This window comes from Vibrio sp. Vb1337, from assembly GCF_033338715.1.
Lineage (GTDB): Bacteria > Pseudomonadota > Gammaproteobacteria > Enterobacterales > Vibrionaceae > Vibrio > Vibrio alginolyticus.
In genome coordinates this window covers 1-16,951 of the sequence record NZ_JAWOTD010000033.1, presented here as the reverse complement: position 1 = coordinate 16,951, position 16,951 = coordinate 1, and the positions used below count along the sequence as shown (strand labels likewise).

Here is a 16,951-nt window from a genome sequence, read left to right as displayed (position 1 = left end):
GATTGTGCTACGCTTTTAAATCAGTACTTTATCCGATAAAAGTATTGATAGTTTGGTATAGAATACTGCCGCCCACTAGAGTAAATACCACGCCGCATAGACCGTCGATGTAGATACCCGCTTGTTGCAATTTACGCTGTAAGCGCTGTGTCGACAGCATCCATGCAAGGCTAGAGAACCAGAATAGCGACAAGCCAAACAGGATGACCAGTGCAATACCTTTGCCAGTAATCGACATACCTGCTGGGACTAAACTCGACATCAAACTGACAAAGAACACCAGGGCTTTTGGGTTAAGAATGTTGGTCGCAAACCCTTTAGCAAACGCTTGACGCTTATTGCTGATCACTAGGTTATTTTGCTTCTTAGGTTGATCCGTCAGTGGGTTTTGGATCATCGAGATCACGGCACGCAATGCGCCAATTCCTAAGTAGAGCAGGTAACTACCACCGAGCAGTTGTACCACGGAATACAGCACTGGGTGCTGGTGGACGACAAAACTCACACCTGTCAGGCTGAACAAAGAGTGCAGCAAAATACCGACGGACAATCCCAACGCAATGTACAAGCCAGTTTGACGACCATGACGCGTCGCATTTTGTACGACCAGCGCAAAGTCCGGACCTGGACTCATTAGGGCAATAAAGTGAATGCTGGCGAGTGTCAGCAATATGGTGGATTCATTCATAACACATCTCAAATTTAACCAATGCGGCTATTGTCGTGGTAAGTCACCTGTGGCGCTTGTAAAAAACTGACAGCTTTCTCGGTAAATGAAATTAACGAGCCACTTGAGAAGGGGAAACGCCGTAGGTCTGTTTAAACGCTTTGCTGAAATGCGCTTGATCATAGAAACCGATTTGATGAGCGACGTCGGTACCACATTGACCAGCTTGCAGTAACTTCATGCCTTGTTCAAGGCGCAGGCGTGCGAACCATGCATAAGGCGTCATGCCAGTTTGCGCTTTAAAGTGGCGCTGGAACTGAGTTGGGCTCAGTTGGCACAGCTCTGAAAGTGAATCCAAACGCACCGCTTGGTCAAGGTTAGCCATTAGATAATCTTTTAACGTCCCAAGCGATTGGTTTCCTAGCGGCACCACTTTTTGTCGCTCAAGCGATCCGTAGCGATCAAAAAGTTGGTTAAATCCTTCAAAAGGAAGGCAATCTTTGGTGAGTTGGCTGAGGTTTTCACGACGAAGCAGCCCGTGTAAGTTACTAAGTTGTGAAAATATCTGCGGATCCGAGATGATCAGTTCGTTGAAGTGTATTATTTGACCGTTTTGCTTAAGATCAGCCAGATCGCTCAATAGATGAGGTTCGATCGCAAACACATTTACTTCGTAGCCACTCTCGAGCTTAGATTGCCCGTCGTGCAGCTCATCCGGCGGCATAATCACAATTTGCCCGTGACCAACTTGGTGGCTGTTACCTTGGTATTGGAACTTCTGCGCACCATGCGTGATCAGGCCGAGATGAAAATCCAGATGGTAATGCCTTTGAAAAGCAAATTTCTGGTATTTCGCCTCTATTAGACTCAAGTTGTCATGGTCGGTTGCGTAGTACTGAATATGTTCCATTAAATAAAAAAGCTTGGTCACATTATGACCAAGCTTATCTGGCAATTTCTAACTTGTCTTGTAAAAAACGATCACTGTGGCTGAACGATTCGGCGTGAGCGACGGTTATTACGTAATCCATCAAAGCTAAACACGACTAGTGCTCCCCAAATAAAGACGAAAGTGATCGCTTTATCCATGGTAAAGGGTTCGCCATACATCAATACTGCAAGTAAAAACATTAAGCTTGGGCCTATATATTGGAAAAAGCCCAAAGTCGATAATTTGAGTCTTGTTGCTGCACCCGTAAAGCACAGCAGTGGCAGGGTTGTTATAACCCCAGCCGCGATCAACAAACTATTTAACGTAAGTGGATTCGTAAGCATATTTGAGGTTGGTGTATCGGCAATAAAAAGCAAATAAACAGCGGCCACTGGCAGTAGAAGTAATGTCTCGATAAACAAGCCAGTTTTTGCATCGACACTGACTTTCTTTCTTAATAAGCCATAAAAGCCGAAGCTCATTGCTAACGCCATCGCAACAACAGGTACGGAGCCAAATACAATCAGTTGAACGAGTACGCCACAACCTGCCAATACAACCGCGAACCACTGTAATTTACGCAGTCGCTCACCAAGGAAGACCATCCCGAGTAAGACGTTGATCAGTGGGTTAATGTAATAACCTAAGCTGGCGTCGAGCATATGATTTGAGTTTACCGCCCAAATGAAAATCAACCAATTACCGCCAATTAGCATGGAACTTGCGATCAGGTAAGCGATTTTCGTTTTGTCTTTCGCGATGTGGTAAGCCGAGCGCCAGTGACGGCCAAAATGGAGGAGTGCAGCAAGCAAAAAGAAAGACCATATCACTCGGTGGCTTAGAATTTCCAAAGGAGATACTTGTGCGATGGACTTAAAGTACATCGGCGCAATGCCCCACATGGTATACGCACCAATCGCTAGCAAGATACCTTGCCGCGCGCGTTGTTGTTCGTCTTCTGGTGTCATGAAGTGTCACCTAATTGTGTGTTTTATAGAGCAGAAAATCAGTATACGAGTCGTGATGCGAAACACCTAACAATTTGCGGTTTTATTCACCATGAAACCCCATTACAATGTGCCCTCACTTTGTGTGCCAGTGGTATGCATAAGCACCTCTTTTTTAAGACCCAATCTGAGACTTTTCATGACCTCGACCTTGTTAGCCGAACAATCTGATTCGCCTGTAACGCCTCAACGTGTGTTGGAGGATGTGTTTGGTTACCAAGAGTTCCGTGATGGTCAGCAGTTGGTGATTGATGCTGCGGTAGAAGGTCGCGACAGCTTAGTTATCCTGCCTACTGGTGGCGGTAAGTCGCTGTGTTATCAAGTTCCTGCTTTGGTTCGCTCTGGCATTACTTTGGTGATTTCTCCGCTGATTTCGCTGATGAAGGACCAAGTGGACCAGCTTAAAGCCAACGGTGTAGCGGCTGAGTGCATTAACTCGACCATGCCTCGTGAAGAGCTGCTCAGCGTGTATAACCGCATGCACACTGGTCATCTTAAGTTGGTGTACGTCTCGCCAGAACGCGTATTGATGCGTGATTTCATTGAGCGCTTGGAAAACTTGCCGCTATCGATGATTGCTGTCGATGAAGCGCACTGTATTTCCCAGTGGGGACACGATTTCCGTCCAGAATACGCCGCGCTTGGTCAGCTTAAGCAGCAGTTTTCCCATGTGCCATTTATGGCGCTGACGGCGACCGCAGATGACGCAACGCGCCGAGATATTCTTGAGCGTCTGCAACTGAATAATCCAGAGGTTTACCTAGGCAGCTTCGACCGTCCCAACATCCGCTACAACTTAGTTGAGAAGCACAAGCCGGTTTCGCAAATCGTTCGTTATCTTGAAACCCAAAAGGGGAATTGCGGCATCATCTATTGTGGTAGCCGTAAGAAAGTTGAGATGGTGACCGAGAAGCTGTGCAACAACCACATTCGTGCTGCTGGTTATCACGCAGGTATGGACGCTGATGAGCGCGCTTACGTTCAAGAAGCTTTCCAACGTGATGACATCCAAATTGTAGTGGCGACCGTGGCATTCGGTATGGGCATCAACAAACCAAACGTGCGTTTTGTGGTTCACTTTGATATCCCGCGCAACATCGAGTCTTACTATCAGGAAACGGGTCGTGCAGGGCGTGATGGTTTACCTGCAGAAGCGATGATGTTGTATGACCCAGCGGACATCAGTTGGCTGCGCCGTATGTTGGATGAGAAAGACGATGGTCCACAGAAGCAGGTGGAAACCCACAAACTGAATGCGATGAGTGCCTTTGCTGAGGCGCAGACTTGTCGTCGTCAGGTGCTATTGAATTACTTTGGTGAGTATCGTGAGAAGCCATGTGGCAACTGCGATATTTGCTTAGATCCACCGAAACACTTTGATGCCACGGAAGAAGCGCGTAAGGCGTTGTCTTGTGTGTATCGTGTTAATCAGAGCTTTGGTATGGGCTACGTGGTAGAAGTGCTACGTGGCATGCAAAACATTCGTGTACGTGAAAACGGGCACGATAAGATTTCTACCTACGCGATAGGGCGCGATCACAGCCACGATTACTGGGTGAGTATCTTCCGTCAATTGATCCACAAAGGGTTGTTGTTCCAAAACATCACACGCAATTCAACGCTGCAACTTACCGAAGAGGCGCGTCCTCTGTTGCGTGGCGATGTGACTCTGGAGTTAGCAGTTCCGCGTTTAGACACCGCAGCACGTGCGGCGAAGTCAGATAAACTGACCAGCAAGAACTACGACAAAAAGCTGTTTGCTAAGTTACGTAAGCTGCGTAAGTCGATTGCTGATGAAGATGGTTTGCCACCATACGTGGTCTTCAGTGATGCGACTCTGATTGATATGGCGGAAATTCTGCCAACGTCTTACGGCGAAATGCTGGCAGTCAGCGGTGTTGGTCAGCGCAAACTAGAGAAGTACGCCGACCCATTCCTTGATTTGATTCAAGAACACATTACTCACCACGGATAAGGAACCAAGATGCAAAAGGAATTTGGCTTAGCGGACTACATGGCACAAGAAGGTCGCTTAATCATTACTGCGCCGAGCTTTGACCTTGATAGCTTTCCTGCCTTAGGTGAGCGTTTAGTCGGGCTGCTTTCTGCTACTGTGGTGGAAAAGCAGTGGGATGCGGACATTCACTCTTGGCTGATCGATTTTGAAGGTTGCCGACTGTTTATGAAAGCAGAGCATTACAGCGAAGCGATTTGGTTTGAAGCTTTAGCGATTGAAGAGAGCAGGGAAGAGTTGGATTATCTTGCAGGGTTGTTCCAACGCGGCTTCTAAAAATAGAATTTTTCTAGAAAGGGTGTTTCACATGAAACACCCTTTTTTATGCTCAAACGTTTGCGTAAAACAGACGACTTGCGGCGAAAAGTGGTTAATGTATAATCGCCCACCGCTTCGCTCAGAATGAGCCAAGCCAGTTTATTTTTCATTTTACATTGTTGGTAAGAGCCACTTTATTCAGTGACTCGATTTGGGTTCCCTCACCCCCAAACCAAACTAAAAAGGTATCGCATGAGTAACTTTACCCCTGCGCAGCAGCGCAACGCCCTTATCTATCTGGTTCTATTCCACCTAGTCATTATTGCATCTAGCAATTACCTAGTTCAGCTACCGTTTACTATTTTCGGTTTCCATACCACTTGGGGTGCATTCACTTTCCCATTTATCTTCTTAGCGACTGATTTAACCGTGCGTATTTTCGGTGCTCAGTTGGCACGTAAGATCATCTTCTTAGTGATGTTGCCTGCTTTGGCAGTGTCTTACTTCTTATCGGTGGTGTTCTTCGAAGGTCAATTCCAAGGTTTTGGTCACCTAGGGGAATTTAACTTATTCGTTGCTCGTATCGCGATTGCTAGCTTCATGGCGTACCTACTTGGTCAGATCATGGATGTGCACGTGTTCAACCGCCTACGTCAAATGAAGCAATGGTGGGTGGCACCAACGTGTTCAACGCTTTTCGGTAATGCACTTGATACCATCGCTTTCTTCGCCATTGCGTTCTACCAAAGCCCAGATCCATTTATGGCGGAGCATTGGACGGAAATCGCGCTGGTGGATTACGGCTTCAAACTGATTATCAGTCTTGGTCTGTTCGTTCCTATGTACGGCGTATTACTGAATTACCTCATTAAGAAGCTGACTGCGGTGAACCCTGATTTTAAGGTGACGACAAGCGTTCAGTCTTAATATCAGTGGGAACCCCGAAAGCCGCTTGCTTAAATCAAGCGGCTTTTTTGTACCTGCTTACTGGGATTTAGAGGGTTTTGTACAGCGTGGGGAGCAATTAGATCATGGGTGTCCAAAAGCTCCCTGAGCTGTACGAAGGTAAAAATGAGCAGTAAAAAAGGTCCCGAGTGAGACCTTTTAATCGAAGGTACGGCACGTAGAGGAAGCTCGCTGGTGAAATGGCTAACAGAGCATCTTTTCAATCAAAATGGCTTTTTGCGCATCGAAGGCGCCAAGTTGCAGGCCGTTATCCCAGCTGATGCTTTGATTGAACATCGCCAACATCAAACCGACACTGCGTTGATTGGCGTCCTGCCAGCAATCAGACTCGCTATACTCTCCATCATTTATCGCGTTGCCATTAACGAGAATGGGCTCGAAACGCCATTTTTCGCCGACACGATAGTAGCCTTTGCTGGTTAAGGTCTGGTTGGATTGAATCGTTAGATTGTGCTCGATGCCTAGCTCACCAGTTAATTCAAATACAAATCTTAGCTGGTGGTCGCCACATTGCAGCTCAACGATCAGTTGGCCGTTTTCCTCAATCAGTGTTGATTGAGAGTAGTCTCCAAAGCAGTGCAGCAACCAAGAGATAGGGTGGCTAGCTGTTTCAAGAAACCACTCTTTGAGCGTGAAGGTGCCCGGTAGGTTAACTTGGGTGACTAGATTGACCACACAAGGTTGGGTTTGCGAGGTGAGCCACTTCTCTATCGTCTGGGCAGTCTCTAGCTGAGCAAAGGCGTAATTAACCAATAGGTTGGCGTTCGGTTGCTGCCAGTGAGTGATGTCGGAATTCAATCCCACCAATGGCTTTTCACAGATAAGCTTGGTTGAACCTAACGTCTTTATGATCTCTGCATGAGTATGCGCAGGTGTCGCGATGGTCACGACATCAAGTAGTTTGAGTGCGCTGATGTTCGTTTCTGCCTTTGGGATTGCTTCTTCACAGCACGCTTGCTGAAGAGGTTCTATTTGGTTGGCACATAACGTCGTGACTGCAACACCATTGTTTCTATAGTGCGGAATGTGCGTGCGTCCCCAGTTGATTCCTATGATGCCAGCTTGCTGGATTTGCTCTGGCTTGGTGAAACGTTCACTCAATGGCGGCAAGGCAATTCGTTCATCTGTTAGACGTTGGTCATGGTGATAGTCATTGCTTGGCAGCACTTGCCATGGTTTGTTGTAATGCTGTTTGAGTGCACAAACGAGTTCGTAGAAATTCCACTTATCTTTTAAGTTGCTATCAAGGTGATATAAACCGGCTTCGTTCCGCTCAATAAGCTGCAAAAAGGCGAGTGCAGTATCGTCCATATGAGAAGTCGCAGGATACCAAGCCGTGCTAGCGGTAATAACGCCGTTCTCTTCATATTGGCGGTCGAGATGCGCCAACATGTTATTGCCTTCTGCTTGGTGATGGAGCTGCCAACCAATTCGAGCAATCATCGCATCTGGATTTGCTTGCCAGATTGCATCTTCACAACGAACTTTGTATTTGCCGTAATCATCTTGGGTGTTTCTTTCTTCAAAGATGCCATAAGGCCCGTTTTTTGTGGCATCAAATACCATTGCTGTGCTGACAAAGAGGTAAGGAATGTTGCGCTGTTTGCAGTGTTCACCGAGCCATGCTGCCCATGCTTCACTCCCCATCGCCATATGGCACACCGCATCAATGTGGTGCTGCTGCCAAAATTGCTCACTTTGCTCTGGATCATCTGGTGAGATTTGGTGGTGATTCCACTCCAATATGTTCCAGCCGCGTAGGTGAAACTGATGAGCGACTTTTGGGGCGAGAGTGCCAGTTAAGCCAGTCATTAAAACGGTTTTCATGATGGTGCATCTTGGTTGGCTAAATTGTGTTTATCAATAAAGCATGGCTGTTTTTCGATGTAGAGCGGAGAAGCTGAAATTTTTGCTGGGCAGCACGTTTTGTAGGGGAGGTAGATGCAAAAAAGCCCAAGCGAACGCCTGGGCTTTAGTATTGTAAGGCAGTGACATTCGCTTATTTTGCTACGATATTTAATGGCCAGCCGATGTCTGTCTGACGGTTGGATTCAATTTCCAACTCAGCCGCAGTCAGTGGGTTTTTCTCTAGCCATTGCGCATCAATGTGTAACGTTAGATTGTCGCCTTCAACTGTTAGAGTCACATTTGGCTCTAGATCAGGATTGCGACGATGGCTGAGCAGAACCGCAAGACGCAACAATCTCAATACTCGTTTGGCACTCGAGCCTGATAATGCATGCTGCTCAGGTAAAGAAGTGAGCTGTTCGCGATAGCGACGAGCCACTTCACCAATAAAGAACTTCTGTGCGCGCGTGTAACCAGGCAGATCCAAATTCTGCAGCAAGTAAGCACTATGCTCTCCGCCTTTTTTGAAATCGATAGTTAAGCCAATTTCATGCAGTTTTGCGGCGGTCTCGAGTAATATCTTGCCCTGAGGCTCTGTAATCCACTCATCGCCCCCAGCTTGCTGTAAAAGCGTGTGTGCCAGACTAGCGACTTGTTCACCGTATTGGTGATCGAGCTGATAGCGATTTTGTACGCTAGCGATAGTGCGGGCACGAATGTCTTCTTGACGAAGCTCTTCAACCATCTCATACACTAAGCCTTCGCGTAGTGCGCCGCCAGCCAGTGTCATAGCATCGATTTCAAGCAATTCAAAAACGGCAATCAAAATAGAGAGGCCACTAGGGAACACTAATGCACGCTCAAGTGTTAAGCCTTCAATATCGAGCTCTTCTAAATGGTCGGCCAACATGGCTTGCTTCTGTAGACGCTTGAGTTTGGAGTGAGTGATTACTTCGTCCATGCCTTGCGCCAGCATTATCTCTTGCAATGCCTGAACAGTGCCTGATGCACCAACACACACATCCCAACCAATTTCTGTATAACGTTCTAAAATCGGCTGGATGGTCTGTTTCGCTCCTTCAATTGCCGCGTCAAAGTTACGAGCATTCAATTGGCGATCTTTAAAGAAGTTTTCAAGCCAAGTCACGCAGCCCATTTTTAAGCTGGTCAGTGCTTTGGCTTCGAAACCTTCACCGATAATCAGTTCGGTACTTGCTCCACCGATATCGACTACAAGGCGACGACCACTACCGCCAGAGGTGTGAGCGACACCTTTATAGATAGTGGCAGCTTCTTCTTCACCAGTAATCACTTCGATAGGCTGGCCTAGAATTTGGTTAGCCTTTTCTAAAAACACATCTACATTGGTCGCGGTACGTAATGTTGCAGTACCGACGATGCGAATGTTTTGCTTAGGAATGTCCTGCAAGCGTTCCGCAAATAGACTTAAGCAGTCCCATCCTCGCTGCATAGCTTCCATACTAAGAGAATTATGTTCATCTAAGCCCGCTGCTAGACGAACTTTGCGCTTAATTTTAGCCATTGTTTGAACGCTGCCATCGATGTGACGCACAACGAGCATGTGAAAACTGTTCGACCCGAGGTCGATGGCGGCATATAGCGGTGATGATCCTGCTTGACTCATAAACGAACTCAGTTTCCTATTACGATTGTTTTGGTGCCGATTGACGCGGTTGGCGTGGACGACGTCCCTGCGGCTTACGGTTACCAGAACCAGAACGGGTACCGCCAGTATTCGTGCGGCGCTGTTGGTTGCGTGGTGCACGCATACGAATCGGAGCCGGTAGATCTTGAATCAGTGCCGACGAATCGTACTCTGAAACTGGGATTGTGTGCTCAATGTATTCTTCGATTGCTGGTAGGTTAACCGCGTACTCTTCACAAGCAAAACTGATCGAATGACCGCTCGCACCAGCGCGACCAGTACGGCCAATACGGTGAACATAATCTTCACAGTCGTCAGGAAGGTCGTAGTTGAAAACGTGCGTTACCTGAGGAATATGCAGGCCACGCGCTGCAACGTCAGTTGCAACTAAGATGTCGACATCACCTTTGGTGAATTGCTCAAGAATCTTCTCACGCTTCTTCTGCGGTACATCGCCAGTAAGAAGGCCTACACGGTGTCCATCGGCAGCCAAATGTCCCCAAACCGATTCACACTTATGCTTGGTATTGGCAAAAATGATAGCGCGATCTGGCCACTCTTCTTCAATTAGTGTTTGAAGCAGCGCCATTTTGTCTTCATTCGAAGGATAGAAAAGCTCTTCCTGGATACGGTGGCCAGTTTTTTGTTCTGGTTCGACAACGACATGCTCAGGAGTATTCATGTGTTCGAATGCCAGTTCTTGAACGCGGTAAGACAGCGTTGCTGAGAACAGCATGTTCAAACGCTCTTTTGGCTCAGGCATACGACGGAACAAGAAGCGAATGTCTTTAATAAAGCCAAGATCGAACATGCGGTCGGCTTCGTCCAGAACAACAGCTTGAATGTTGTTGAGGTTAAATACGCGCTGTTTGTAGAAATCGATGATACGGCCTGTTGTTCCGATCAGAATATCTACGCCGTCTTGCAGTTTCGCAAGTTGCTTGTCGTAGCTTTCACCACCGTAAGCTAGAGCGGTTTTTAGACCTGTGCTTTCAGTTAATGATTCTGCATCATTGTAAATCTGAATAGCGAGCTCACGTGTAGGCGCCATAATAATTGCGCGTGGCTGTGTAGGCTTACGACCTTCATGTTCCGGAGTCGTCAGAAGGTGGTTGAACGTAGCAGTAAGAAACGCGAGCGTTTTACCAGTACCCGTTTGGGCCTGGCCTGCGATGTCTTGGCCGGTGAGCAGGACCGGCAACGCCAAGGCTTGGATAGGGGTACAAAATTCGAACCCTTTTTTGTCCAATCCTTCAATAACTTGGGGCTTTAAGCCCAAATCGGCGAACTTTTGCTCTGTGATATGCGTCTTTTTCATGGCTATAGAATATCAGCTAAAGCTTGCAATACGAAAGTAAATACATTCCAATAGGGCATCTAATTACTGGTTATCATCCAACCAGTTTCGAAAAACACATTGGAGTGGAAGATGAGTGATAAGATTTTGCAGCTAACTGATGACGGTTTTGAAAACGATGTAATCAACGCTGCAGGCCCGGTTCTAGTGGATTTTTGGGCAGAATGGTGTGGTCCTTGTAAAATGATCGCTCCTATTTTGGACGAAATCGCAGACGAGTACGAAGGCAAACTCACTATCGGTAAACTAAACATCGACCATAACGCAGGTACACCACCTAAGTTTGGTATTCGCGGCATTCCAACGCTATTACTATTTAAAGATGGTAACGTAGCGGCAACGAAAGTAGGTGCTCTGTCTAAAACTCAACTAAAAGAGTTCCTAGACGCAAACTTATAATCACCAAGTGATTACAGATAAAACCGTGCAAAGTTACAATGCACGGTTTTGTTTTTCTAACTCTGGACTAGAATACTAATTAGTGCTAACTTATCGCGCGTTAATTGAACAAATTTCTCTTCTTGGTCGATCCTGAGACCAAATCCATCTTAACTAGAAAACAGATCTTATTTTGACTAAACAAGAATCCACCACCATGAACCTTACCGAACTGAAGAACAGACCTGTGTCTGACCTTGTAAAACTGGGCGAAAGCTTAGGATTAGAGAACCTAGCTCGCTTAAGAAAACAAGACATCATCTTCGCGATTTTAAAAGCGCACGCGAAAGGCGGCGAAGACATCTTTGGCGATGGGGTTCTGGAAATTCTGCAAGACGGCTTTGGTTTCCTACGCAGTGCAGATAGTTCATACCTTGCGGGTCCGGACGATATCTACGTATCACCAAGTCAGATTCGTCGCTTTAACCTACGTACTGGTGACTCTATCGCTGGTAAAATTCGTCCACCAAAAGACGGTGAACGTTACTTTGCCCTTCTAAAAGTCAATACCGTTAACGACGATAAACCAGACAACGCCCGTAACAAGATCCTATTTGAAAACCTTACCCCTCTACATGCGAATGAGCGCATGGTTATGGAGCGTGGTAACGGTTCAACAGAAGACATTACAGCACGTGTTTTAGACTTGGCATCGCCAATCGGTAAAGGTCAACGTGGTCTGATTGTTGCTCCGCCTAAAGCGGGTAAAACAATGCTTCTGCAAAACATCGCGCAAAGCATCGCGTACAACCACCCAGAGTGTGAGTTGATGGTTCTTCTTATCGACGAACGTCCAGAAGAAGTAACCGAGATGCAACGCCTAGTTAAAGGTGAAGTGGTTGCGTCGACTTTCGATGAGCCAGCATCTCGTCACGTACAAGTAGCGGAAATGGTGATCGAGAAAGCAAAACGTCTTGTTGAACATAAGAAAGACGTGGTTATCTTGCTTGACTCTATCACTCGCCTAGCTCGTGCTTACAACACCGTAGTGCCTTCATCAGGTAAAGTACTAACAGGTGGTGTGGATGCAAACGCATTACATCGTCCTAAGCGTTTCTTCGGTGCTGCACGTAACGTAGAAGAAGGCGGCAGCCTAACTATCATTGCAACGGCACTAGTAGATACTGGTTCTAAAATGGATGAAGTTATCTACGAAGAGTTCAAGGGTACAGGTAACATGGAACTGCACTTGAACCGTAAGATTGCTGAGAAGCGTGTATTCCCTGCGATTGACTTTAACCGCTCAGGTACACGTCGTGAAGAGCTACTGACGAAGACTGACGAACTACAGAAGATGTGGATTCTGCGTAAGATCGTTCACCCAATGGGCGAAATCGACGCAATGGAGTTCCTAATCGATAAGCTAGCGATGACGAAGACCAACGATGAGTTCTTCGATGCGATGCGTCGTCAATAGTCTCAGATAAGTTATTCTGCGAAAAGCCACCGTATATCGGTGGCTTTTTTATTGCTTTCTCCCGATAGAAGTATCAGAATGAAGGAAATGTTATCGGGAGGTTAACATGCAACAAGGAATGTTGTCGTCATTACTCCTGAGCTTGTCACTTATCACTCTACCTGCGACATTATCTGCCAAGGAAATGCATGAGTCTGTAGTAGAACAGTGGCTTCAGGATACTCAAATACAGACTAAAGTCTCTGAACTGCTTGATTACGCTGTCAGAGATGAAGTCGACTCGCTTAAATTTGCCCTTGATCGACTTGCTTTGCCTCAACAAGAGGTGGTGCGCTTTCAATTGTTGGAAAAGCTTGAAAAGCAAGATGTGATTCTCACGCCTCGAATGGCTCTGTTTGTTGAGTCCCAGATCCGTATGACCCCGACTTATCAAGTGTTAGAGCGAGGTGATGGGTATGAATTTAGTGTACCCGCTTTTAACTTTCCCGTTATTGCGAGTCGCTTGATTAAGCGTTGGAAACAAGACCAAAGTACCTTGGACTTTGTCTTACAAGCTGAACGAAGAGAGCTTAACTTAAAGCAATGGCTTACAGGGCCATCTCAACAAGCTCAAGCGCGTGAAGCGCTTTTGATTCGAGAGTTAGACAGTTTATCACCCAACGCGCTTGCTGCATTAACGGCCCAGTTAACCAAAGCAAATGTGACCAGTTGGTTACCCTCGACGGCCGTGATAGTCAGGTTGGCACAAGTTAGTCAGGATGAGGAAGTGTACAACTTACTCTGGCGGATGAAAGCCGATTACAACAGCCAGTCCGAGCTTGAGCGTTTAGCTGCGGTTGGAGACGTTTTTTCCATTCAGCAATTGATGAATGCCACAGTTAACCCATCACTCAAGCCAGAAGCTATTAGTCTACTTACAAAATCTAACCCTCTATCTCCGCAAGTAAAGCAGTTTCTAGTTAGAAAAATGGCGTTATCAGAAGAAGCAACCATGGTTGCTCGAGAGCTTGCTCAACAAGGGCATCAAACCTGGTTGGAAGAGTTAGTATCTTCGAACCATCAGATAAAGACTCGGCAGATTGAACAAGTATTAAAGTAATCTGGCTCACATACCCACACAAAATAGGAGGATCTTAGCGTCCTCCTATTTGTTATACTGCGGACAGTTTAATCAGCCAGCATGAAGGCCTATGAGTTTTAAGGATTTACGCGAATTTATCGACCACCTAGAACAGAAAGGTCGACTTAAACGCATCACTCACCCTGTCGATCCCGCTTATGAAATGACAGAAATCAGCGACCGCACCTTGCGTGCTGGTGGACCTGCGCTGTTGTTTGAGAACCCAATCGGCTACGACGTACCTGTTTTGACTAACCTGTTTGGTACACCAGAGCGTGTCGCAATCGGTATGGGACGTGAAGATGTTAAAGAATTAAGAGAAGTCGGTAAGCTGCTGGCTTATTTAAAAGAACCTGAGCCACCAAAAGGCTTCAAAGACGCTTTAGAAAAACTGCCAGTGTTCAAACAAGTATTGAATATGCCGGCTAAGCGTTTACGTAAAGCACCATGCCAAGACATTGTTTGGCAAGGTGATGAAGTCGACTTGGATAAAATTCCGGTAATGAGCTGCTGGGCAGAAGATGTAGCGCCGCTGCTTACTTGGGGCTTAACCGTAACCAAAGGTCCAAATAAGAAACGTCAGAACCTAGGCATTTACCGTCAGCAGAAAATTGCCAAGAACAAAATCATCATGCGTTGGTTAGCCCATCGTGGTGGTGCGCTTGATCTGCGCGATTGGATGGAAACCAACCCAGGTAAACCTTTCCCAGTTTCGGTCGCGTTTGGTGCAGACCCAGCAACCATTCTTGGCGCAGTAACACCAGTGCCAGATACGCTATCGGAATACGCATTTGCAGGTTTGCTACGTGGAAGCAAAACGGAAGTCGTGAAGTCAGTCAGCAACGATTTGGAAGTGCCAGCGAGCGCGGAAATCGTGATGGAAGGCTATATCGACCCGAACGAGTTTGCTGATGAAGGTCCTTACGGTGACCACACTGGCTACTATAACGAAAAAGAAAAGCACCACGTATTTACTATTACGCACATTACTATGCGTAAAGACCCTATTTATCACAGCACCTACACAGGTCGTCCGCCAGATGAACCAGCTGTATTGGGTGTGGCATTAAACGAAGTGTTTGTGCCTATTCTGCAAAAGCAATTCCCAGAGATTGAAGACTTCTATCTTCCGCCAGAAGGTTGTTCGTACCGAATGGCCGTCGTCACCATGAAGAAGCAGTACCCAGGACATGCCAAGCGCGTAATGATGGGCGTGTGGTCTTTCTTACGTCAATTCATGTATACCAAGTTTGTTATTGTGTGCGATGAATCGGTAAACGCACGAGATTGGAATGATGTCGTGAAAGCCATGTCAGAGCATATGGATCCTGTACGTGATACCTTGATGATAGATAACACGCCAATCGACTCGCTCGACTTTGCTTCACCAGTGGTTGGGCTTGGCTCCAAAATGGGCTTGGATGCGACCATTAAATGGGATGCCGAGCTGGCGACGCGAACCGAGGTTACTGAGCGAGACAGCAAAGCGATTACCGAAGCAGAACTAAATGAGTTGAAACAGCAACGCCCTGAGATTGTTGACGTCTATCTTCCAGTTACAGCAAACAACCAATTTGCTGTCGTGACTATGAAGAAAGACCAAGCTGGTCAATCCCAAGAATTGATGGAACATCTATGGGGCTTCTTTGCTCAGTACACGGATAACAAATTCATCATTTTGTGCGACGATGACGTTAATGCACGAGATTGGAATGACATCATTTGGGCGGTGACAACTCGAATGGATCCAGACAGAGATACCACTCAAGTTCGTGGTAAGGCGGATGGTTCATCTAAACTTGGGCTCGATGCGACCAATAAGTTTGAATCTGAAGTCACGCGCGAGTGGGGTACGCCTATCAAAAAAGATCCTAAACTTGTGGCTAAAGTCGATGAGATTTGGGACCAGTTAGGTATTCTATGAGTCATCAAGTCCACCTTCTACCAATGGACGTTACATTCCAAGTAAAAGAAGGGGAGACGGTGTTGGAAGCTGCGCTCAACAACAATATTCGCTTCCCACACCGTTGCCAAGTTGGCGCTTGCGCCATGTGCATGTGTAAAAAGCTAACGGGCGAGGTGAGCTATCACCTCGAACCTATGCTAACCGAAAAAGAGCAACAGCAAGGTTGGATATTCCCTTGCCAAGCCTATACAGAAAGTAATTTAGTGCTTACTTTTGACGAGTAAGCGAGAGGAACACCATGACCATCCAATGTAAAGTAAAGTCTATTCAGCCGTTAGCTTGTAATACTTACCAAATCCTTCTTCATCCAGAATCACCAGTGCCTTTTAAAGCGGGTCAGTACCTAATGGTGGTGATGGGTGAAAAAGACAAACGTCCTTTCTCTATCGCAAGCAGCCCTTGTCGTCATGAAGGTGAACTTGAACTGCACATCGGTGCTGCGGAACACAACGCTTATGCACAAGAAGTTGTCGAAGCAATGCAAGCGGCGCTTGAAACTGATGGTCAGATTGAAATTGATGCGCCACATGGCGATGCTTGGGTTCAAGAAGAAAGCGAACGCCCATTATTATTAATTGCTGGTGGTACAGGCTTCAGTTACGTTCGCTCGATTCTGGATCACTGCGTAGCGCAGAATAAAACCAATCCTATCTATTTATATTGGGGCGCGCGCGATAACTGCCAGCTTTATGCTAAAGACGAACTGGTCGAGATTGCCGACAAGTTTGCCAATGTTCATTTTGTGCCAGTAGTAGAAGAAGCTCCTGCAGACTGGCAAGGTAAAGTTGGTAACGTGCTACAAGCTGTAGCTGAAGATTTCGAAAGCTTAGAAAACTACGATATCTATATTGCAGGTCGTTTTGAAATGGCTGGCGCAGCACGTGAACAGTTCACTCAGAACAAGAAAGCGAAGAGCGAACGTATGTTCGCAGACGCGTACGCATTCATTTAAATACGGCTTTTAAGGCAGAAAAAGAGGGTTTTTTACCCTCTTTTTTGCTTTTTTGATGAAATAGTCATCGAACAGTCATTTTTTTCCATTTTTTTTCAAAAAAGGGTTGCGAACGGAACTGAGTTCCCTATAATGCGCATCCACCGACACGGCAGACGCGATAAGGCTTCAGCAGGGTCGGAGAGGTGAAAGCTTCTACGAAAAATAAAATTGAAAAAGTGTTTGACACTGTCAATTAAATCGCTAGAATGCACCTCCGCTTTGAGAAGAAAAACTTCTCGCAAAGCAAGCTCTTTAACAATATAGACCTATCAATCTGTGTGGGCACTCGTTGATGATAATCC

Annotated in this window: 15 protein-coding genes; 9 read left to right on the top strand and 6 right to left on the bottom strand. The window is 46.4% G+C overall.

The window, feature by feature from the left end; translation table 11 throughout:
• Window positions 1-28: 28 nt before the first annotated feature.
• From R7E42_RS22675 to rarD, 3 genes are all read right to left on the bottom strand, one after another.
• Window positions 29-688 (bottom strand): LysE family translocator, encoded by a 660-nt coding sequence (locus R7E42_RS22675; protein ID WP_005378776.1) that lies wholly within the window; start codon window positions 686-688, stop codon window positions 29-31.
• 91 nt (window positions 689-779) lie between these two features.
• Window positions 780-1,577, bottom strand: coding sequence for an AraC family transcriptional regulator (locus tag R7E42_RS22670; protein ID WP_005382915.1), 798 nt, complete (start codon window positions 1,575-1,577; stop codon window positions 780-782).
• A 71-nt stretch (window positions 1,578-1,648) separates the two neighbouring features.
• Window positions 1,649-2,566 carry an EamA family transporter RarD gene (gene rarD / locus R7E42_RS22665; protein WP_005378774.1) on the bottom strand — a complete coding sequence of 306 codons (918 nt, stop codon included), beginning with the start codon at window positions 2,564-2,566 and terminating at the stop codon, window positions 1,649-1,651.
• A gap of 178 nt (window positions 2,567-2,744) precedes the next feature.
• Between rarD and recQ the strand changes: the two genes are divergently transcribed.
• The 3 genes from recQ to R7E42_RS22650 all read left to right on the top strand — a co-directional run bounded on the left by recQ (window position 2,745) and on the right by R7E42_RS22650 (window position 5,804).
• A complete protein-coding gene (gene recQ / locus R7E42_RS22660; protein ID WP_318073014.1) occupies window positions 2,745-4,580 on the top strand; it encodes an ATP-dependent DNA helicase RecQ in 1,836 nt (611 codons plus the stop codon).
• Window positions 4,581-4,589: 9 nt separating this feature from the next.
• Complete coding sequence (locus R7E42_RS22655; RefSeq protein ID WP_005378772.1) at window positions 4,590-4,895, top strand: DUF3630 family protein; 306 nt, start codon at window positions 4,590-4,592, stop codon at window positions 4,893-4,895.
• A 234-nt stretch (window positions 4,896-5,129) separates the two neighbouring features.
• On the top strand, window positions 5,130-5,804 hold the full coding sequence (locus R7E42_RS22650; protein WP_005378770.1) for a 7-cyano-7-deazaguanine/7-aminomethyl-7-deazaguanine transporter: 675 nt from the start codon (window positions 5,130-5,132) through the stop codon (window positions 5,802-5,804).
• A gap of 222 nt (window positions 5,805-6,026) precedes the next feature.
• Here the strand turns inward: R7E42_RS22650 and R7E42_RS22645 are convergent, their stop codons facing one another.
• From R7E42_RS22645 to rhlB, 3 genes are all read right to left on the bottom strand, one after another.
• Window positions 6,027-7,670, bottom strand: a complete 1,644-nt coding sequence (locus R7E42_RS22645; protein WP_318073013.1) for a sugar nucleotide-binding protein — start codon at window positions 7,668-7,670, stop codon at window positions 6,027-6,029.
• Between the two features lie 172 nt (window positions 7,671-7,842).
• The gene (gene gppA / locus R7E42_RS22640) at window positions 7,843-9,336 is read right to left on the bottom strand and encodes a guanosine-5'-triphosphate,3'-diphosphate diphosphatase (protein WP_053306516.1); all 1,494 of its coding nucleotides are present in this window, start codon (window positions 9,334-9,336) and stop codon (window positions 7,843-7,845) included.
• A 19-nt stretch (window positions 9,337-9,355) separates the two neighbouring features.
• Entirely contained in the window at window positions 9,356-10,675 is a 1,320-nt protein-coding gene (gene rhlB / locus R7E42_RS22635) for an ATP-dependent RNA helicase RhlB (protein ID WP_005378764.1), read from the bottom strand.
• A gap of 111 nt (window positions 10,676-10,786) precedes the next feature.
• Between rhlB and trxA the strand changes: the two genes are divergently transcribed.
• The 6 genes from trxA to fre all read left to right on the top strand — a co-directional run bounded on the left by trxA (window position 10,787) and on the right by fre (window position 16,607).
• The gene (gene trxA / locus R7E42_RS22630) at window positions 10,787-11,113 is read left to right on the top strand and encodes a thioredoxin TrxA (RefSeq protein ID WP_004745500.1); all 327 of its coding nucleotides are present in this window, start codon (window positions 10,787-10,789) and stop codon (window positions 11,111-11,113) included.
• 196 nt (window positions 11,114-11,309) lie between these two features.
• Entirely contained in the window at window positions 11,310-12,569 is a 1,260-nt protein-coding gene (rho, locus tag R7E42_RS22625; RefSeq protein ID WP_005378757.1) for a transcription termination factor Rho, read from the top strand.
• A gap of 106 nt (window positions 12,570-12,675) precedes the next feature.
• Window positions 12,676-13,668 (top strand): hypothetical protein, encoded by a 993-nt coding sequence (locus R7E42_RS22620; RefSeq protein WP_005378756.1) that lies wholly within the window; start codon window positions 12,676-12,678, stop codon window positions 13,666-13,668.
• Between the two features lie 91 nt (window positions 13,669-13,759).
• On the top strand, window positions 13,760-15,613 hold the full coding sequence (gene ubiD, locus R7E42_RS22615; RefSeq protein ID WP_318073012.1) for a 4-hydroxy-3-polyprenylbenzoate decarboxylase: 1,854 nt from the start codon (window positions 13,760-13,762) through the stop codon (window positions 15,611-15,613).
• Window positions 15,610-15,879, top strand: coding sequence for a 2Fe-2S iron-sulfur cluster-binding protein (locus R7E42_RS22610; RefSeq protein ID WP_009696789.1), 270 nt, complete (start codon window positions 15,610-15,612; stop codon window positions 15,877-15,879). Before ubiD ends, R7E42_RS22610 begins: the two co-directional genes overlap by 4 nt.
• Window positions 15,880-15,893: 14 nt before the next feature.
• Entirely contained in the window at window positions 15,894-16,607 is a 714-nt protein-coding gene (fre, locus tag R7E42_RS22605; RefSeq protein WP_005382872.1) for an NAD(P)H-flavin reductase, read from the top strand.
• The last annotated feature ends 344 nt before the right edge of the window (window positions 16,608-16,951 follow it).

Coding starts and splice junctions, on each gene's coding strand:
- R7E42_RS22675 (WP_005378776.1), bottom strand. CDS start 688: ATGAATGAATCCACCATATTGCTGACACTCGCCAGCATTCACTTTATT.
- R7E42_RS22670 (WP_005382915.1), bottom strand. CDS start 1,577: ATGGAACATATTCAGTACTACGCAACCGACCATGACAACTTGAGTCTA.
- rarD (WP_005378774.1), bottom strand. CDS start 2,566: ATGACACCAGAAGACGAACAACAACGCGCGCGGCAAGGTATCTTGCTA.
- recQ (WP_318073014.1), top strand. CDS start 2,745: ATGACCTCGACCTTGTTAGCCGAACAATCTGATTCGCCTGTAACGCCT.
- R7E42_RS22655 (WP_005378772.1), top strand. CDS start 4,590: ATGCAAAAGGAATTTGGCTTAGCGGACTACATGGCACAAGAAGGTCGC.
- R7E42_RS22650 (WP_005378770.1), top strand. CDS start 5,130: ATGAGTAACTTTACCCCTGCGCAGCAGCGCAACGCCCTTATCTATCTG.
- R7E42_RS22645 (WP_318073013.1), bottom strand. CDS start 7,670: ATGAAAACCGTTTTAATGACTGGCTTAACTGGCACTCTCGCCCCAAAA.
- gppA (WP_053306516.1), bottom strand. CDS start 9,336: ATGAGTCAAGCAGGATCATCACCGCTATATGCCGCCATCGACCTCGGG.
- rhlB (WP_005378764.1), bottom strand. CDS start 10,675: ATGAAAAAGACGCATATCACAGAGCAAAAGTTCGCCGATTTGGGCTTA.
- trxA (WP_004745500.1), top strand. CDS start 10,787: ATGAGTGATAAGATTTTGCAGCTAACTGATGACGGTTTTGAAAACGAT.
- rho (WP_005378757.1), top strand. CDS start 11,310: ATGAACCTTACCGAACTGAAGAACAGACCTGTGTCTGACCTTGTAAAA.
- R7E42_RS22620 (WP_005378756.1), top strand. CDS start 12,676: ATGCAACAAGGAATGTTGTCGTCATTACTCCTGAGCTTGTCACTTATC.
- ubiD (WP_318073012.1), top strand. CDS start 13,760: ATGAGTTTTAAGGATTTACGCGAATTTATCGACCACCTAGAACAGAAA.
- R7E42_RS22610 (WP_009696789.1), top strand. CDS start 15,610: ATGAGTCATCAAGTCCACCTTCTACCAATGGACGTTACATTCCAAGTA.
- fre (WP_005382872.1), top strand. CDS start 15,894: ATGACCATCCAATGTAAAGTAAAGTCTATTCAGCCGTTAGCTTGTAAT.